Annotated in this window: 14 protein-coding genes and 2 tRNA genes; 2 read left to right on the forward strand and 14 right to left on the reverse strand. The window is 67.8% G+C overall.

The genetic code is table 11. The features are described from left to right. Positions 1-43: 43 nt before the first annotated feature. The 11 genes from A5730_RS09925 to A5730_RS09975 all read right to left on the reverse strand — a co-directional run bounded on the left by A5730_RS09925 (position 44) and on the right by A5730_RS09975 (position 12505). The gene (locus tag A5730_RS09925) at positions 44-1303 is read right to left on the reverse strand and encodes a trans-acting enoyl reductase family protein (protein WP_067898936.1); all 1260 of its coding nucleotides are present in this window, start codon (positions 1301-1303) and stop codon (positions 44-46) included. Positions 1304-1383: 80 nt separating this feature from the next. Then, complete coding sequence (locus A5730_RS09930) at positions 1384-1905, reverse strand: transglycosylase family protein (RefSeq protein WP_067899612.1); 522 nt, start codon at positions 1903-1905, stop codon at positions 1384-1386. 880 nt (positions 1906-2785) lie between these two features. Further along, positions 2786-3391: a molybdenum cofactor guanylyltransferase gene (gene mobA, locus A5730_RS09935; RefSeq protein WP_082946787.1), complete on the reverse strand. Its 606-nt coding sequence runs from the start codon at positions 3389-3391 to the stop codon at positions 2786-2788. Position 3392: 1 nt separating this feature from the next. Continuing rightward, entirely contained in the window at positions 3393-4484 is a 1092-nt protein-coding gene (locus A5730_RS09940) for a 2-oxoacid:ferredoxin oxidoreductase subunit beta (protein WP_055400122.1), read from the reverse strand. Then, positions 4481-6460 carry a 2-oxoacid:acceptor oxidoreductase subunit alpha gene (locus A5730_RS09945; protein ID WP_369829868.1) on the reverse strand — a complete coding sequence of 660 codons (1980 nt, stop codon included), beginning with the start codon at positions 6458-6460 and terminating at the stop codon, positions 4481-4483. The genes A5730_RS09940 and A5730_RS09945 overlap by 4 nt, the downstream gene beginning before the upstream one ends. 232 nt (positions 6461-6692) lie before the next feature. Continuing rightward, a complete protein-coding gene (locus tag A5730_RS09950; RefSeq protein ID WP_156745765.1) occupies positions 6693-7943 on the reverse strand; it encodes an MFS transporter in 1251 nt (416 codons plus the stop codon). Positions 7944-7979: 36 nt separating this feature from the next. Beyond that, on the reverse strand, positions 7980-9260 hold the full coding sequence (gene clpX / locus A5730_RS09955; protein WP_055400128.1) for an ATP-dependent Clp protease ATP-binding subunit ClpX: 1281 nt from the start codon (positions 9258-9260) through the stop codon (positions 7980-7982). A gap of 381 nt (positions 9261-9641) precedes the next feature. Next, positions 9642-10277 (reverse strand): ATP-dependent CLP protease proteolytic subunit ClpP2, encoded by a 636-nt coding sequence (gene clpP2, locus A5730_RS09960; RefSeq protein WP_067898946.1) that lies wholly within the window; start codon positions 10275-10277, stop codon positions 9642-9644. After that, positions 10274-10864 carry an ATP-dependent CLP protease proteolytic subunit ClpP1 gene (clpP1, locus tag A5730_RS09965; protein ID WP_040622585.1) on the reverse strand — a complete coding sequence of 197 codons (591 nt, stop codon included), beginning with the start codon at positions 10862-10864 and terminating at the stop codon, positions 10274-10276. The genes clpP2 and clpP1 overlap by 4 nt, the downstream gene beginning before the upstream one ends. A gap of 127 nt (positions 10865-10991) precedes the next feature. Then, on the reverse strand, positions 10992-12362 hold the full coding sequence (gene tig / locus A5730_RS09970) for a trigger factor (protein ID WP_067898949.1): 1371 nt from the start codon (positions 12360-12362) through the stop codon (positions 10992-10994). A gap of 66 nt (positions 12363-12428) precedes the next feature. Further along, a tRNA-Pro gene (locus A5730_RS09975) sits at positions 12429-12505 on the reverse strand. Between the two features lie 148 nt (positions 12506-12653). On the opposite strand from A5730_RS09975, the gene A5730_RS09980 reads away from it, so the two are divergent. Both A5730_RS09980 and A5730_RS09985 read left to right on the forward strand, forming a co-directional pair. After that, positions 12654-12724, forward strand: a tRNA-Gly gene (locus A5730_RS09980). Positions 12725-12757: 33 nt separating this feature from the next. Then, positions 12758-13936, forward strand: a complete 1179-nt coding sequence (locus A5730_RS09985) for a serine hydrolase domain-containing protein (protein ID WP_067898952.1) — start codon at positions 12758-12760, stop codon at positions 13934-13936. A gap of 18 nt (positions 13937-13954) precedes the next feature. On the opposite strand, the gene A5730_RS09990 is transcribed toward A5730_RS09985, so the two are convergent. The 3 genes from A5730_RS09990 to A5730_RS10000 are packed head-to-tail and all read right to left on the reverse strand — an operon-like array spanning position 13955 to position 15889. Beyond that, entirely contained in the window at positions 13955-14755 is an 801-nt protein-coding gene (locus A5730_RS09990; RefSeq protein WP_067898956.1) for an Fpg/Nei family DNA glycosylase, read from the reverse strand. Between the two features lie 3 nt (positions 14756-14758). Further along, entirely contained in the window at positions 14759-15238 is a 480-nt protein-coding gene (locus A5730_RS09995) for a ribose-5-phosphate isomerase (RefSeq protein ID WP_067898960.1), read from the reverse strand. A gap of 27 nt (positions 15239-15265) precedes the next feature. After that, positions 15266-15889, reverse strand: coding sequence for a DsbA family protein (locus A5730_RS10000; RefSeq protein WP_067898963.1), 624 nt, complete (start codon positions 15887-15889; stop codon positions 15266-15268). Positions 15890-15988 lie beyond the last annotated feature (99 nt).

Genomic DNA, 15988 nt, shown 5'->3' on the forward strand with positions numbered 1-15988 from the left:
CCGCTCACCTGAATGTAAGTGCCCAAACTGCAGGTGAGCCGGGTCACTTCCCCAACCGGTCGACCTGCAAGGTCACACCGGCGGCGGGGAACCTGTCCAGCAGCGCATCACCCATCGCGGCCGCGGGCGTGAGGACGCCGCGCAGCGCCGACAGCTTGTCGCGGTCGAATGCGAGCGCAAGGGCGCACTCCCCCAACAGCACCGCGGTCGCCTTGTAACCCGGATCGCCGCGTTGCTCCATGCGTGCGACGTACCGCGTGCCGGAGGTCGTGGTGGTGTAGGTCTCGATCCGGTAGTAGCCACGCTCGCGCGCCGCCTCACTCGGACCGGTACCCGGCTTGGGCAGGACGCGTTCCAGCAGCTTGCGGGGCAGCAGCCGGAAATAACGGCTGCCCAGTTCCATCGTGGCGTTGCCCACGCCGCTCAGGACGGCGGATCCCACCGGCGCCAGTGGCGACGAGCCCAGGCTCATGCTTTCGCTGTACCGGAACTGCCTGCCGTAGGCCCAGTCCAATAATGCGTTGCTGCGCCGCACGATTCGGGTGTTGACGGGTGCCATCATGAATCCGCCGGTCCACACCCCGGCCAGTTCGGGCGCGATGTCACGGCCTCGACGCCAGGGCAGGTCGGGCTGGCGGCCCAACTCCGGTTCGGCGGCGCGATCGGTGCTCAGCGTGTACGGGTCCGAGAGCTGGCGCCGCTCGTCGGCATCCCGCGACGCCGTGTCCAACACTTCCAGCAGCGACGCGATGGTGCCGCCCGACAGTCCGCCGGACATGGAGCGCACGACGAAGTCGGTGCGGGCCAGCTCCCCCGCACCGTCGTCGCGGGCCGCGAGATACAGCGCGTACACGGTGAGATCCGAAGGAACGGAGTCGAATCCGCAACAGTGCACGATGCGGGCGCCGGTGTCGGCGGCCTGCTTGTGGTAGGAGTCGATGCTGTCGCGGATGAACGGCGGCTCACCGGTCAGGTCGGCGTAGTCGGTGCCCGCGGCGGCGCAGGCGGCCACCAACGGCAGCCCGTAGCGGGTGTAGGGCCCGACCGTGGTGATGACGACCTGGGTGCGGACCGCCATCTCGTCGAGCGTCGAGGGCGATGAGGCGTCGGCGGTGACAAGCGGCCAGGACTGCGCCGACTCGCCCAGGGTGTCCCGGACCGCGCGCAACCGCTCGGTTGACCTACCGGCCAGCGCGACCCGCGTGCCGGGCGCCGACCGCGCCAAGTATTCGGCGGTCAACTTCCCGACGAAGCCGGTCGCCCCGTACAACACGATGTCGAATTCGCGCGGCGTTGCGGTCACGGGCCCGACGCTACCCCTCCCGCAAATAAGTAGTGCCGGGCCCGTGGCCCGGCACTACTTATTACTGCGTTGTCCGATGATCAGCCGCGACGCCCGCAGACCGGCCAAGCGCCGATGCCCTGCGAGTGCAGCACGTTCTCGGCCACCCGGATCTGCTCCTCACGGCTCGCGTTCTGGGGCGAGCCGCTGCCGCCGTTGGCGTGCCAGGTGCTCGAGGTGAACTGCAGGCCACCGGAGAAACCGTTCCCGGTGTTGATCCCCCAGTTACCGCCCGACTCGCACTGCGCGATGGCGTCCCAGTTGACGCTGTACGCCCGCACCGGCGGGGGCGGCGGCACGTCCGGGGCCGGAGGCGGCGGCACGTTGGGGTCGAAGGCCGCGGGGGCCGGCGGCGGCGCGTCCGGCGCCGGGGGCGGCGGAGGTGCGTCCGGGGCCGGCGGCGGCGGGGCGTCCGGCGCCGGCGGCGGCGGGGCGTCCGGAGCCCCGACGGGCGCCATGTTGGGGTCGAAACCCGTGGCCTCCGCGCTGGCGCTGGCCGACGGGATGGTCACGAGGGTGCCCGTGACCGCGGCAAGAACGAGCGTCTTACGGACGTTCTTCAATATCTTTCCTTTCGCGGTGCGCGCGCGCCAAAGCAAGCCCACGGGGGTGGGCTGACGGTGTTTGGTTGGTGCGAAAACCTGCTTCGGGACGTGCCGGCTTGTCCTGGCACGACAGCGGTGGGCTCGAATCGCCCGGCGGGGTACTACCGCCGGCCACGGACGGGACTTCGCCGTCCGCGGCCCCGCTCACACGCGGGTCCGTGATTCTGTTTTCAGTTACTCTTCCGTAACCCGTTGCGGGCTAAGAGGGACCGTACGAGACCCGACGGCATTCGTCATCTTCGGAAAACGGATATCTCCGTTCGGTAACGGGGTGATCACGACGCGGTAGCCTCGCACTTTTGGCAGGTCAGCCGCGCGATTCCGGCGAGTACCCAACAAATGCAAAAGCTTTCACAGCGTGAGCCGAATCACGCCCATTTTGTGAACTGGCCCACGTATTTGCCCCGGTCGTTTACAACGTTGCGGCCGTATCGGACTCGATTCCGCCGTTGCGAAGCACCGCACACTACAACAAGTTACGGGTTTACGTCACACACGGGGGGCGAACATACGAGCGAATTGCCTTGCGCCGCCGCGTAACTTGCATTGTTCAAATAACGCACACCGGTCGTGGCGCGTCGCCGGCGAGTCGGGATAAGAACGAAATACGCTGTCCGGAAGGCGATTTCCACAATGTCCCGCATGCGGTCATGCTGTTTCAATGCGCCCGAACAGCCGCAAGAGTCGCTGAGCTCGGGTTCCAATTCGCCTGCTAGGCTTGGCATTTCGATCTCCAGCCGCGAAATCGCCACGAAGTCTTACTGATTGGCGCGCATCGGCGCCGTGTTCAAGGGGTTTACCCAGATTTCATCCGGCGCCGCAGGGGGCCCGGGTGCCCTCAGCTGCGGGGCCGCGCGAGGGCGCGCAGCTCGGCGTCGGTGTTGACGTTGGTCAGCGACCGCGAATCCGTCGTGACGATGCGCTGCGCGTCCGAGGCGTCCACCAGGGCGCGCATCTTGCGCTCCCCCGCCGCCACCAAGGCGTCGACCCGGTCGGCCAGATCGGTCCGGTACACCGCGGCGAGATAGTGGTCCTGGCCGTCCCACGGCAGCACCACCTCCGCGCCCGTCTCCTGCGCCCTGCGGGTGAGGTCGTCGATGAGTTCGACTGCCAGGAAAGGCATGTCGACGGCGCAGACAAAGGCGAGCGGGGCGCCGGCCTCGGCCGCCGCGCGCAATGCCCGTCCGGTCGCCGGCAGCGGCCCCAGGCCGCGCAGCTCGTCGCGCATCACGCGCGCCTCGAGTTCGGGCAGCGGCTGCCCCTGGGCGGCCATCACCAGGACGGGGTCGCAGCGCTGTCGCAGGACGCCGACGACGTGCTCGACCATCGTGGTCGCGTTGGAACCGGCGGAGGCGGGGACGGGGAGGCTGGCCTTGTCGCGGCCCATCCGTTGCGATGCGCCGCCGGCGAGCACCACCCCGGCAAGCGAACTCTTTTCGCCCACGTCAGTCGACGGTCCAGGTGTCGCGCCCACGCAGCAGCGATTGCAGGGCGGCGTCGTCGAACGGCTTGGCGGCGCGCGCGGCCTGCACCTGCGAGCGCGCCGCGTCGTCGTAGGTGGGCCGGCTGACGTCCCGGAAGATGCCGAGCACGGTGTGATCGAGGTTCTGATCGGACAGCCGGGACAACGCGAAGGCGTAGGCGGAGTCGTCGGTGTGCGCGTCGTGCACCATGATCTCGTCCACGGAAACGTCGGCGGTCTTGGCGAATTCGAGGCCGAAGCCGGATTTCACGACGCAGTACTCGCCGTCGGCGCCGAAGGTGATCGGCTCGCCGTGGCGGATGTTGATCACCCGCTCCTCGGCGCCTTCCTTGCGCAGCACGTCGAAGGAGCCGTCGTTGAAAATCGGGCAGTCCTGCAGGATTTCGACGACGGCGGCGCCGCGATGCTCGGCGGCGGCGCGCAACACCTCGGTCAGCCCGTTGCGGTCGGAGTCCAGGGCGCGGCCGACGAACGTGGCCTCGGCGCCCAGCGCCAGCGACACCGGGTTGAACGGGTGGTCCAGCGATCCCATCGGAGTCGACTTGGTGACCTTGCCGACCTCCGACGTCGGCGAGTACTGGCCCTTGGTCAGCCCGTAGATCCGGTTGTTGAACAGCAGGATCGTGATGTTGACGTTGCGGCGCAGCGCGTGGATCAGATGGTTGCCGCCGATTGACAGCGCGTCGCCGTCACCGGTGACCACCCACACCGACAGGTCCTCGCGGGCCAGTGCCAGACCCGTCGCGATGGCCGGCGCGCGGCCGTGAATGGAGTGAAACCCGTAGGTCTCCAGGTAGTACGGGAAGCGGCTGGAGCACCCGATGCCGCTGACGAACACGATGTTCTCGCGGCGCAGTCCCAGCTCCGGCAGGAAGTTGCGGATGGTGTTGAGGATGACGTAGTCGCCGCAACCCGGGCACCAGCGGACCTCCTGGTCGCTGGTGAAGTCCTTGCCCTTCTGCGGCTGATCCGTCGCGGGGACACCGTCGTTCTTCTTCAACCTGGGCGTCAACCCGAGGTCGGTGCCCGCCAGATTTCCCACCAGGTCGGTCATTCGATAGCTCCCGCTCCAACCGTCGCTGCCGCCATTCTGGCGACCATCGTCTTGTCCTGCTCGATTTCGGCCAGCGTGCCGCCGATCGCGGCGCGGATTACCCGCCCGATCTCGTCGGCGAGGAACGCCACACCCTGGACCTTGCTGACCGATTGCACGTCGACCAGATACTTGCCCCGCAGCAACAGCGCCAGCTGGCCCAGATTCATTTCCGGGCACACCACCATCGGGTAGCGCCGCAGCACGTCGCCCAGGTTGGCCGGGAACGGGCTGAGGTGACGCAGGTGGGCGTGCGCGACCTTGACGCCCTTGCGCCGCGCGCGCCGGCAGGCTTCGCCGATCGGGCCGTACGAGCTGCCCCAGCCGATCAGCAGCAGCTCGGCCTCCCCGCTGGGGTCGTCGACCTCGAGGTCGGGCACCGTGATGCCGTCAATCTTGGCCTGCCGCAACCGAACCATGAGGTCGTGGTTGACCGGCTCGTAGGAGATGGCACCCGAGCCGTTCGCCGCCTCCAGGCCACCGATCCGGTGCTCGAGGCCCGGGGTGCCCGGGACGGCGAACTGGCGCGCGAGCGTCTCGGGGTCGCGGTTGTAGGGCTGGAACGGCTCGTCCGGCTTGGCGAACGTGTGCTTGATCGGCTGCAGCGTCCCGACGTCCGGAATCCGCCACGGCTCCGAGCCATTGGCGATCGCGCCGTCGGACAACACGATCACCGGGGTGTGGTACGACACCGCGATGCGCACCGCCTCGATCGCGATGGCGAAACAGTCGGACGGCGAACTCGGCGCCAGCACCGCCACCGGCGACTCGCCGTTGCGGCCGTACAGCGCCTGCAGCAGGTCGGCCTGCTCGGTCTTGGTCGGCAGGCCGGTCGACGGGCCGCCGCGCTGGACGTCGATGACCAGCAGCGGCAACTCGGTCATCACCGCGAGGCCCAGCGCTTCGGACTTCAACGAGATGCCGGGACCCGACGTGCTGGTGACGCCGAGCGCCCCGCCGTACGAGGCGCCGATCGCGGCGCAGATGCCGCCGATCTCGTCCTCCGCCTGGAAGGTGATGACGTTGAAGTTCTTGTGCTTGGACAGCTCGTGCAGGATGTCCGACGCCGGCGTGATCGGGTAGCTGCCGAGCACCACCGGGATGTCGGCCAGCTGCCCCGCAGCGACGATGCCGTAGGCCATGGCCGTGTTGCCGGAGATCTGCCGGTATTCACCGGACGGCAAGGTCGCCCGGGACACCTCGTAGGTGGTGCCGAACGCCTCGGTCGTCTCGCCGTAGTTCCAGCCCGCCTTGAGCGCCAGCACGTTCGCCTCGGCGATGTCGGGCTTGCGGGCGAACTTCTCCCGGATGAACTTCTCGCTGGTCTCGATCGGGCGGCCGTACATCCACGACAGCAAGCCCAGCGCGAACATGTTCTTGGCCCGTTGACCGTCCTTCTTCGACGCGCCGATCGCCTCGACCGCGCCCAGCGTGAGGGTGGTCATCGCGACGGAATGCACGACATACTCGGACAACTCGTCGGACTCCAGCGGGTTCGTGACGTAACCCACCTTGGTCAGGTTGCGCTTGGTGAACTCGTCGGAGTTCGCGATCACCATGCCGCCGCGCGGCAGGTCGCCGATGTTGGCCTTGAGCGCCGCGGGGTTCATCGCGACGAGCACGTCGGGGCGGTCACCGGCGGTCAGGATGTCGTAGTCGGCGATCTGGATCTGGAAGGACGACACCCCGGGCAACGTGCCTGCGGGGGCCCGGATCTCGGCCGGGTAGTTCGGCTGGGTCGCCAGGTCGTTACCGAAAAGCGCTGCCTCCGACGTGAACCGGTCGCCGGTGAGCTGCATGCCGTCGCCGGAGTCCCCGGCGAAGCGGATGACCACCTGTTCGAGGCGCTGACGTTCGGACCCGTTACGCGCACGCGCTCCGTTTTGGGACGACCCGCCGTGAGAATCAGAGCCGGCTCCGCTGCCGTTCGGATCCACGTATCCGCCTTCCATTGGTTAACCGGATAGGCACTTTCGCTGGAGATTGAGGTTACGCGCCGTTGCAGCGACTCCCGCGCGCTCGAGCTTGAGTGTCACTAGTACTGCCAATTATGGCACTTCTCTGAGGGAAGAATGAGCGTCTCTAAACCATCGCATGCAGCGGTTTTACCCCTAAAGCCGAAGTCAGCGCGGGGAGGGTGGTGCGGACGGTTCAAAACTGTGGTATTGGTCACTCTGGCGCGGCGGCATCCAATTCCCTTGGCGCCGTTTCCGGCATCGCAATCAGGTAGAGCAAAAACCCTGCGCCGGCGAGCGCTCCGAGGAAGGCAAAGGCGGCGTTGTAACCGGCGGCCACCACGATTCGGCCCGCGACGAGATTGGACACCGAGGCGCCTATCCCCGTCGCCGCCGTCACGGCGCCGAGGCTGACGTTGAACCGGCCGCTGCCGTGCGTCACGTCCTGGACCACGAGGGGGAACAGCGCGCCGAACACGCCGGCCCCGACACCGTCCAGCAGCTGCACGCCGACCAGCCAGTACGGATTGCCGGACAGGGTGTAGAGAAACCCTCGCGCGGCCAGGACGGCGAAGCCGAGCAGGAAGATCGGCTTCCTGCCCCACGAATCGGCCTTGGCCCCGGCCAGGTACGCCACCGGCACCATGACCACCTGCGCGGCCACGATGCAGCCGGACATCAGCGCTGTCCCGACGTCCTTGTTGTGCAGCGCCAGCAACTGGCCGACCAGGGGCAGCATCGCGGCGTTGGCGAAGTGGAAGGCGACCACGGTCGCGGCGAAGATCATCAGCCTGGGATTGCGCAGCAGCGCCGCCATCCGCGACGGCGTCTCGTGCGGACCACCGGGCACGTGATCCATGCCCCGGGCGACGTCATGGTCGATCGCGTCGCGCGGAATCCGCAGTGTCGCAAGCACACTGGCGGCGGCCATGGTGGCGAGCACCCAGAACACCACCACCGGCCCGAAGAAGTAGGCCAGCCCGCCGGTGATGGCGGCGGCCGACGCGTTACCCGCGTGGTTGAACGATTCGTTGCGCCCGATTCGCCGCGAGAAGAAGCGGGGACCGACGACGCCCAGGGTGATCGCGGCGAGCGCCGGGGCGAAGACTGAGCCGGCGATCCCGGTGATCGCTTGCAACACCGAGATCGAGTACAGGCCCGGGAACAACGGCATCGCCAACGAGCCGGCGGTGACGGTCAACGCGCCGCCGATGATCAGCGCCCGCTTGGCCGTGCTACGGTCCACCAGCGCGCCGGCCGGCGCCTGCGCGACGATCGCCCCGATCCCGCCGACCGCCATGACGAAGCCGATCGACGCCTGGTCCCAGTGATGGGCCAGCAACAGGTAGACCGACAGGTAGGGACCCAGCCCGTCGCGGACGTCCGCCAACAGGAAGTTCAGCAGGTCCAGCGCGCGCGTCAGCCGCCGCGGGATCGGGGTGGGGGCGTCGGCGCCGGTCGGCATGCGCATCTAGTACCCGATGCGCGCTCGACCGAAGTGTCAGGCGCTCTTGTCGCGGCGCTCGGTGCGCGACGGCTTGCGCGGCACGATCGTCGGCAGCACGTTGTCCTGCACGGTCTCCTTGGTCACCACGACCTTGGCGACGTCGTCGCGGCTCGGGATGTCGTACATCACCGGCAGCAGGACCTCTTCCATGATGGCCCGCAGACCCCGGGCGCCCGTGCCGCGGTGGATGGCTTGATCGGCGATCGCCTCGAGCGCGTCGTCGGTGAACTCGAGCTCGACGCCGTCCATCTCGAACAGCCGGGTGTACTGCTTGACCAGAGCATTCTTGGGCTCCGAGAGGATCTTGACGAGCGACTCCCGGTCCAGGTTGGTCACCGAGGCCACCACCGGCAACCGGCCGATGAACTCCGGGATCAGGCCGAACTTGATCAGGTCCTCGGGCATGACCTCGGCGAAGTGGTCGGTGGTGTCGATCTCGGCCTTCGAGCGCACCTCGGCGCCGAAGCCCAGGCCGCGCTTCCCGACGCGCTCGTAGATGATCTTCTCCAGGCCGGCGAACGCCCCCGCGACGATGAACAGCACGTTGGTGGTGTCGATCTGGATGAACTCCTGGTGCGGGTGCTTGCGGCCGCCCTGCGGGGGAACCGACGCCTGCGTGCCCTCCAGGATCTTCAGCAGCGCCTGCTGCACGCCCTCGCCGGAGACGTCACGGGTGATCGACGGGTTCTCGCTCTTGCGGGCGATCTTGTCGACCTCGTCGATGTAGATGATGCCGGTCTCGGCGCGCTTGACGTCGTAGTCGGCGGCCTGAATGAGCTTGAGCAGAATGTTTTCGACGTCCTCACCGACGTACCCGGCCTCGGTCAGCGCGGTGGCGTCGGCGATGGCGAACGGCACGTTGAGCATCTTGGCGAGCGTCTGGGCCAGGTAGGTCTTGCCGCAGCCGGTCGGACCCAGCATCAGGATGTTGGACTTGGTCAGCTCGACCGGCTCGTGCCGGGAGTCGCGGCCCTTCTCCCCGGCCTGGATGCGCTTGTAGTGGTTGTACACCGCGACGGCCAGGGTCCGCTTGGCGGTGTCCTGGCCAATGACGTAGCCCTCCAAGAACTCCCGGATCTCAACGGGCTTGGGCAGTTCGTCGAGCTTGACGTCGTCGGCGTCGGCGAGCTCCTCTTCGATGATCTCGTTGCAGAGGTCGATGCACTCATCGCAGATATACACACCGGGACCAGCAATGAGCTTCTTGACTTGCTTCTGGCTCTTCCCGCAGAAGGAGCACTTCAGCAGGTCACCGCCGTCTCCGATGCGCGCCATGGTGCCTCAGGGCCTACTTCCTGTTCGCCGTTCGTCGTGCTGTCCCGCCATGTATCCCACGACGCTACCCGTTAGATCGGGCCCGCCGCGACCGTTAAGGCCGAATCGCGTTGGTGGTATTCATGCCGTCGATGAAACATATAGCCAGACGGCGCCCCTGACTCGCGAAAGACGCGCTTTGCGTGTCTTTGGCGTGTCGCGGTCGTTACCCGACCGAGCCGATGCGCCGCCCAAACCCCACCAAATCACCCTACCGTCGCCGGCCGGGTATTGGCTCTGATCAGCGCCGGCCGACGGGCTCGGTTCGCCGAGCGTGCACTGGGGGCGGCAAATCGGCCGAAAATCCGCCGTGAGTGCACGTTCGGCGCGGGACCGCGAACGCTAGGCGGTCTGCGCGGACAGCTTCCGGTACTCCAGGACGGTGTCGATGATCCCGTAGTCCTTGGCCTCTTCGGCGGTCAGGATCTTGTCCCGGTCGGTGTCCTTGCGGATCGTCGCGGCGTCCTTGCCCGTGTGGCGGGCCAGGGTCGTCTCCATCAGCGTGCGCATCCGCTCGATCTCGGCGGCCTGGATCTCCAGGTCGGAGAACTGGCCCTGGATCACGCCCTGCAGGGACGGCTGGTGGATCAGCACCCGGGCGTTGGGCAGCGCCATCCGCTTGCCGGGCGTTCCGGCGGCCAGCAACACCGCCGCGGCGGAGGCGGCCTGGCCGAGGCACACCGTCTGGATGTCGGCGCGCACGTACTGCATGGTGTCGTAAATCGCCATCAGCGAGGTGAATCCGCCGCCGGGCGAGTTGATGTACATGGTGATGTCGCGGTCGGGGTCCAGGGACTCCAACACCAGCAGCTGCGCCATGATGTCGTTCGCCGAGGCGTCGTCGACCTGGACGCCGAGGAAGATGATGCGCTCCTCGAACAGCTTGTTGTACGGGTTGGACTCCTTGACGCCGAAGCTGGAGTGCTCGATGAACGACGGCAGGATGTACCGCGCCTGGGGCTGGGTTTCAGGATTCACTGGGCTTCTCCGTTGGTGATGTGGGCGGCGCGGGTGATGATGTGGTCCACGAAGCCGTATTCCAGGGCCTCCTGCGCGGTGAACCAGCGGTCGCGGTCGGAGTCCGCCTCGATGCGTTCGATCGACTGGCCGGTGAACTCGGCGTTGAGGCGGAACATCTCCTTCTTGATTACGTGGAACTGCTCGGCCTGGATGGCGATGTCGGCCGCGCTACCGGTCACCCCGCCCAGCGGCTGGTGCATCAGGATGCGCGCGTGCGGCAGCGCGTAACGCTTGCCCTTGGTGCCGGCCGCGAGGAGGAACTCGCCCATCGAGGCGGCCATCCCCATCGCGTACGTGGCAATGTCGCAAGGCGCCAGCACCATGGTGTCGTAAATCGCCATGCCGGCGCTGATCGATCCGCCCGGGGAGTTGATGTACAGCGAGATGTCCTTGTCGGCATCCTCCGCGGCGAGCAGCAGGATCTGCGCGCACAGCCGGTTGGCGACCTCGTCGTTCACCTCCGAGCCCAGGAAGATGATGCGCTCGGAGAGCAAGCGCTCATAGACCGAGTCCGTGAGGTTGAGCCCCTGCGAGGGCGAACGCATGTCAGACACGACTGGGTTACCTGCTTTCTTTCAGTTCTTCTATGCACCGACCCTAACCAACCGGGCCCACTGTTTCGCGGCCACGCTCCCCCTCAATTGGGCGCTTTCGCTCACAGCGTCAAGACGGTCACTCGTCGTCGGAAGCCTCGGCCTCATCGGCCTCGTCGGCCTCGTCGGCACGCTTGCCGAAGAATTCGCTGGTGTCGATGGTGTTCCCGTCGCTGTCGGTCACCGTCGCCGCCCGCACCACCTCGGCGATGGCCAGCCCGCGTCGCACGTCGGCGAACATCGCCGGCAGCTGGTTGTTCTCCTCCAGGTAACCCAGCAGCTGCTGCGGCTCGATGCCGTACTGGCGGGACGTCATCACCAGGCGTTCGGTCAGGTCGTCCTGGCCGACCTGCACCTGCAGCTCGTCGGCCAGCGCGTCCAGCAGCAGCTGCCGCTTGACGTCGGACTCCGCGGCGCTGCGCGTCTCGGTCTCGAACTCTTCGCGGGTCTTGCCCTGTCCGGCGAGCGCCTCGTCGAGCTTGGCGTCGTCGTGGTCGAGCCCGTGCAGCGCGCCGTGAATGGTGCTGTCGTACTGGGCCTGGACGATCGCCTCCGGCAGCGGCACGTCGACCTGCTCGAGGAGGGTGTCCAGCGCGGCGTTGCGGATCTGGTCGGCCTGCTGGGCCCGCTTGAGCCGCCCGACCTGGTCGCGCAGGTTGGACCGCAGCTCGTCGATGGTGTCGAACTCGCTGGCCAGTTGGGCGAACTCGTCGTCGGGCTCGGGCAGCTCGCGTTGCTTGATCGACTTCACCGTGACGGTCACCTGAGCGTCTTGCCCGGCGTGTTCGCCGGCCGCCAGCTGCGCGGTGAACTCCCGGGACTCATCGACGGACAGGCCGACCAGGGCGTCGTCGAGTCCGGCGATGAGCCGGCCCGAGCCGACCTCGTGGGACAGCCCCTCCGCGGAGGCCCCCGGTACCTCTTCCCCGTCGATGGTGGCGGCCAGGTCGATCGAGACGAAGTCCCCGGTGGCGACGGGCCGGTCGACGCCGGTCAGTGTGCCGAACCGGGCGCGCAGCGACTCCAGCTCGGCGTCGACGTCCTCGTCGCTGACCTCGATCGGGTCCACCGAGATCTTCAGCGAACTCAAATCCGGGAGCTCGATCTTGGGGCGCACGTCGACCTCGGCGGTGAACGCCAGCTCCTCGCCGTACTCCTTCTTGGTCACCTCGATCTCGGGCTGGCCGAGGGGCTGCACTTCCGACTCCACGACCGCCTGCCCGTACCGCGCGGGCAGCGCCTCGTTGACGACCTGGTCGAGCAGCGCCTCCCGGCCGAACCGCGCCTCCAGCAACTTCGCCGGCGCCTTGCCGGGGCGGAAGCCGGGCAGGCGCACCTGCTTGGCCAGCTCCCGGTAGGCGCGCTGGAAATCGGGCTCGAGTTCGGCGAACGGCACCTCCACGTTGATGCGTACCCGGGTGGGGCTCAGCTGCTCGACAGTGCTCTTCACGGACGTGCTCCTCGGTGGTCGTTCCTGGCGTTCGGTGGGCCGTATGCGTGCGGCGCGGGGTCGCGCTGGTCGGGGTGACAGGATTTGAACCTGCGGCCTTCCGCTCCCAAAGCGGATGCGCTACCAAGCTGCGCTACACCCCGCGCTGACCTCGATGATCCTAAGGCCCCGGGGGGCCGGGCCGGCCACAGGCTTCGCGGCGGCCTCGCCCGCCCTCACGGAGCGATCACAAGACCGCGTCGATTAGATTTGATCTTCGTCGACAGCTACAGTCACGCTCGACTAACACATGCGGGCGTAGCTCAATGGTAGAGCCCTAGTCTTCCAAACTAGCTACGCGGGTTCGATTCCCGTCGCCCGCTCGGGGTGAGGATCAACTCCCAGAGAAAGGCGCCATGAGCGACGTCAAAATCGATGGCTCATGCGCGTCGGCCTTCGTTGGAGTGCGCGACGCGTTCGAGCGCAATTTCACGCTGGGCGATGAAGTCGGGGCGGCCGTCGCGGTGTGGGTGGACGGGAACCTCGTCGTCAACCTCTGGGGCGGCTGGGCCGACGCCGCCCGCACCCGGCCCTGGCGGGAGAACACCCTGACCACGGTGTTGTCCGGCACCAAGGGCCTGTCGGCCACCTGCGTCCACCAACTGGCCGACCGCGGCGAGCTCGACCTGCACGCCCCGGTGGCCCGCTACTGGCCCGAGTTCGGGCAGGCCGGCAAACAGGACATCACGCTGGCGATGGTGATGAGCCACCGCTCCGGCGTGATCGGCCCCCGCACCCGGCTGCGCTGGGAAGACGTCGCCGACTGGGACTTCGTCTGCGCGCAGCTGGCCGCCGCCGAACCCTACTGGGAACCGGGCACGGCCCAGGGCTATCACATGACCACCTTCGGCTTCATCCTCGGCGAGGTGTTCCGCCGGGTCACCGGCCGGACCATCGGCCAGTACCTGCGCACCGAGATCGCCGAGCCGCTCGGCGCCGACGTCCACATCGGGCTGTCGCTGGCCGACCAACGCCGCTGCGCCGACCGGGTCAACAAGCCGCACGCCCGCGACCTGCTGGCCGACGCGCAGGCCCCCGGCTACCCCACCGGGCTGGCCGAGCACCCGAAGGCGGGGCTGTCGATCTCGATGGGGTTCGCCCCCGACGACGAGCTCGGCTCGCACGACCTGTGGCTGTGGCGCGAACTCGAGTTCCCCGGGACGAACGGGCAGGTGTCGGCCCTGGGGTTGGCGACGTTCTACAACGCGCTCGCCCAGGAGAAGATCCTCAGCCGCGAGCACATGGACCTGGTGCGGGAGTGCCAGGGCGGCTCGGAAAGCGACCTGGTGCTTGGGCCGCGGGTCGCCGACCACGGCTGGGGCCTGGGCTACATGCTCAACCGGCGATGCGTAAACGGGCCCAACCCGCGGATCTTCGGCCACGGCGGCCTGGGCGGCTCCTTCGGGTTCGTCGATCTCGAACACCGGATCGGCTACGCGTACGTGATGAACCGCTTCGACGCGACCAAGGCCAACGCGGACCCGCGCAGCCTGGCCCTCAGCAACGAGGTCTACGCGGCGCTGGGCGTCATCTAGTTCCGGCTTGGGGCCGCGTCATTTCTGGCAGGTCGGGCACCAGAACACGTTTCGGCCTTCGAGCACGGTGGTGCGGATCGTGTCTCCGCAGACCCGGCAGGCCTCTCCGGCGCGCCGGTAGACGTACGTCCGGGGCCGCCCGGCCCGGTACGACGGCGGCCCGTGGTCATGCTCGGGCCGCACCACGATGATCTTGCCCCGGCGGAAGCCGACCTTCATCAGCGCGACCAGGTCGGTCCACGCGGCGTCGAATTCGGCTTGGCCGATGTCGCGGCCCGGCCGGAACGGGTCGATGTTGTGGCGGTACAGCAGCTCGTTGCGGTAGACGTTGCCCACGCCGGCGACGATGGTTTGATCCATTAGTAGCGCCCCAATCGGCCTGCGCGACTTGGTGATTCGATTCCACGCCCGGGACGGATCGGCGTCGTTGCGCAGCGGGTCGGGACCGAGTTTGGCCAGCACGTCGGAAACCTGGCCCTCGTCGATCACCTCGCACACGGTCGGCCCGCGCAGGTCCGTCCCGTAGTCGGCGCCGACCATCCGCATCCGCACCTGCCCCACCGGCTCCGGCACGAGCGCACCCTCGCGGGGCCATTCGGTGAAGGCGCCGTAGAGGCCCAGGTGCACGTGCACGATCGGGCCGCCGGCGTAGTGGTGGAACAGGTGCTTCCCCCACACGCTGGTGCGGCGCAACACGCGGCCGTCCACCACGGCCGAGTCGGCGAAGCGACCCTGCGGGCTCGATACCGCAACGGGCGCACCACCGAACCGGCGCTGGTGCAGCCGGGCCAGGCGGTGCAGGGTGTGCCCTTCGGGCATGGCTTACGCCGGCGCGCCGGGCACCGGTGGCGCCTGGTGGGTGCGTTCGTACTCGGCGAGAATGTCGATACGCCGTTGATGGCGTTCGGCTTTCGACCACTGCGCGCTCAGGAAGGCGTCCACGATGGCCAGCGCCTCCTCGACGGTGTGCATGCGGCCCCCGATCCCGATCAACTGGGCGTTGTTGTGTTCGCGCGCCAACGTGGCCGTCTCCACGCTCCAGGCCAGCGCACAGCGCGCGCCCGGCACCTTGTTGGCCGCGATCTGCTCGCCGTTGCCCGACCCGCCCAGCACGATGCCCAGGCTGTCCGGATCGGCCACCGTGCGCGCGGCGGCGGCGATGCAGAACGCCGGGTAGTCGTCCTCGGCGTCGTAGGCGAACGCGCCACAATCGATCGGCTCGTGCCCGGCCGCTTCGAGGTGGGCGATGATGTGCTGCTTGAGCTCGAATCCGGCGTGGTCAGAGCCGAGGTAGACGCGCATGCCCGCAATCCTTACACGGGCGGTTGGTCAGTCGAATTCGGGCTTCTCGGTGCGGGTTCGCTTCAGTTCGAAGAAGTGCGGGTACGACGCGAACGTCACCGACGCGTCCCACAGCTTGCCGGCCTCCTCGCCGCGCGGGATCTTCGAGAGCACCGGCCCGAAGAACGCCACACCGTTGACGTGGATGGTCGGCGTGCCCACATCGTCGCCGACGGCGTCCATGCCGGCGTGGTGGCTCTTGCGCAGGGCGTCGTCGTAGGCCTCGCTGTGCGCGGCCTCGGCGAGCTCGGCGGGCAGGCCGGCATCGGCCAGCGACAGCTTGATGACCTCGTCGAGGTTCTTGTTGTCCTCGTTGTGAATCCGGGTGCCCATGGCGGTGTACAGCGGGGCCAGCGCTTCGGCGCCGTGGGACTGCTCCGCGGCGATCGCCACCCGCACGGGTCCCCAGGCGTGCTTCATCATTTCGCGGTACTTGTCCGACAGGCCTTCGCGGTTCTCGTTGAGGATGGCGAGGCTCATGACGTGGAAGTGCACGTCGATGTCGCGGACCTTCTCCACCTCGAGGATCCAGCGCGAGGTGATCCAACACCACGGGCAGAGCGGATCGAACCAGAAGTCGGCTTGGTCTTTCCCGGCAGCCTTGTCAGGCATAGCGAAGTCCTCTCGTCGGTCAACACACCGTCCAGCACAACCGTAGGCGTCGTGCCCCTGTTCCCGCACCGCTCGAGATTCCGGCCGGGCACGTAAGTT

This window comes from Mycobacterium sp. ACS4054, assembly GCF_001667275.1.
Lineage (GTDB): Bacteria > Actinomycetota > Actinomycetes > Mycobacteriales > Mycobacteriaceae > Mycobacterium.

Bases quoted from the DNA above. Each gene is read 5' to 3' on its own strand.
- A5730_RS09985 (WP_067898952.1), top strand. From the start codon at position 12,758: ATGAGCGACGTCAAAATCGATGGCTCATGCGCGTCGGCCTTCGTTGGA.
- A5730_RS09990 (WP_067898956.1), bottom strand. From the start codon at position 14,755: ATGCCCGAAGGGCACACCCTGCACCGCCTGGCCCGGCTGCACCAGCGC.
- A5730_RS10000 (WP_067898963.1), bottom strand. From the start codon at position 15,889: ATGCCTGACAAGGCTGCCGGGAAAGACCAAGCCGACTTCTGGTTCGAT.
- A5730_RS09995 (WP_067898960.1), bottom strand. From the start codon at position 15,238: ATGCGCGTCTACCTCGGCTCTGACCACGCCGGATTCGAGCTCAAGCAG.
- A5730_RS09950 (WP_156745765.1), bottom strand. From the start codon at position 7,943: ATGCCGACCGGCGCCGACGCCCCCACCCCGATCCCGCGGCGGCTGACG.
- A5730_RS09940 (WP_055400122.1), bottom strand. From the start codon at position 4,484: ATGACCGACCTGGTGGGAAATCTGGCGGGCACCGACCTCGGGTTGACG.
- clpP1 (WP_040622585.1), bottom strand. From the start codon at position 10,864: ATGCGTTCGCCCTCGCAGGGGCTCAACCTCACGGACTCGGTCTATGAG.
- clpX (WP_055400128.1), bottom strand. From the start codon at position 9,260: ATGGCGCGCATCGGAGACGGCGGTGACCTGCTGAAGTGCTCCTTCTGC.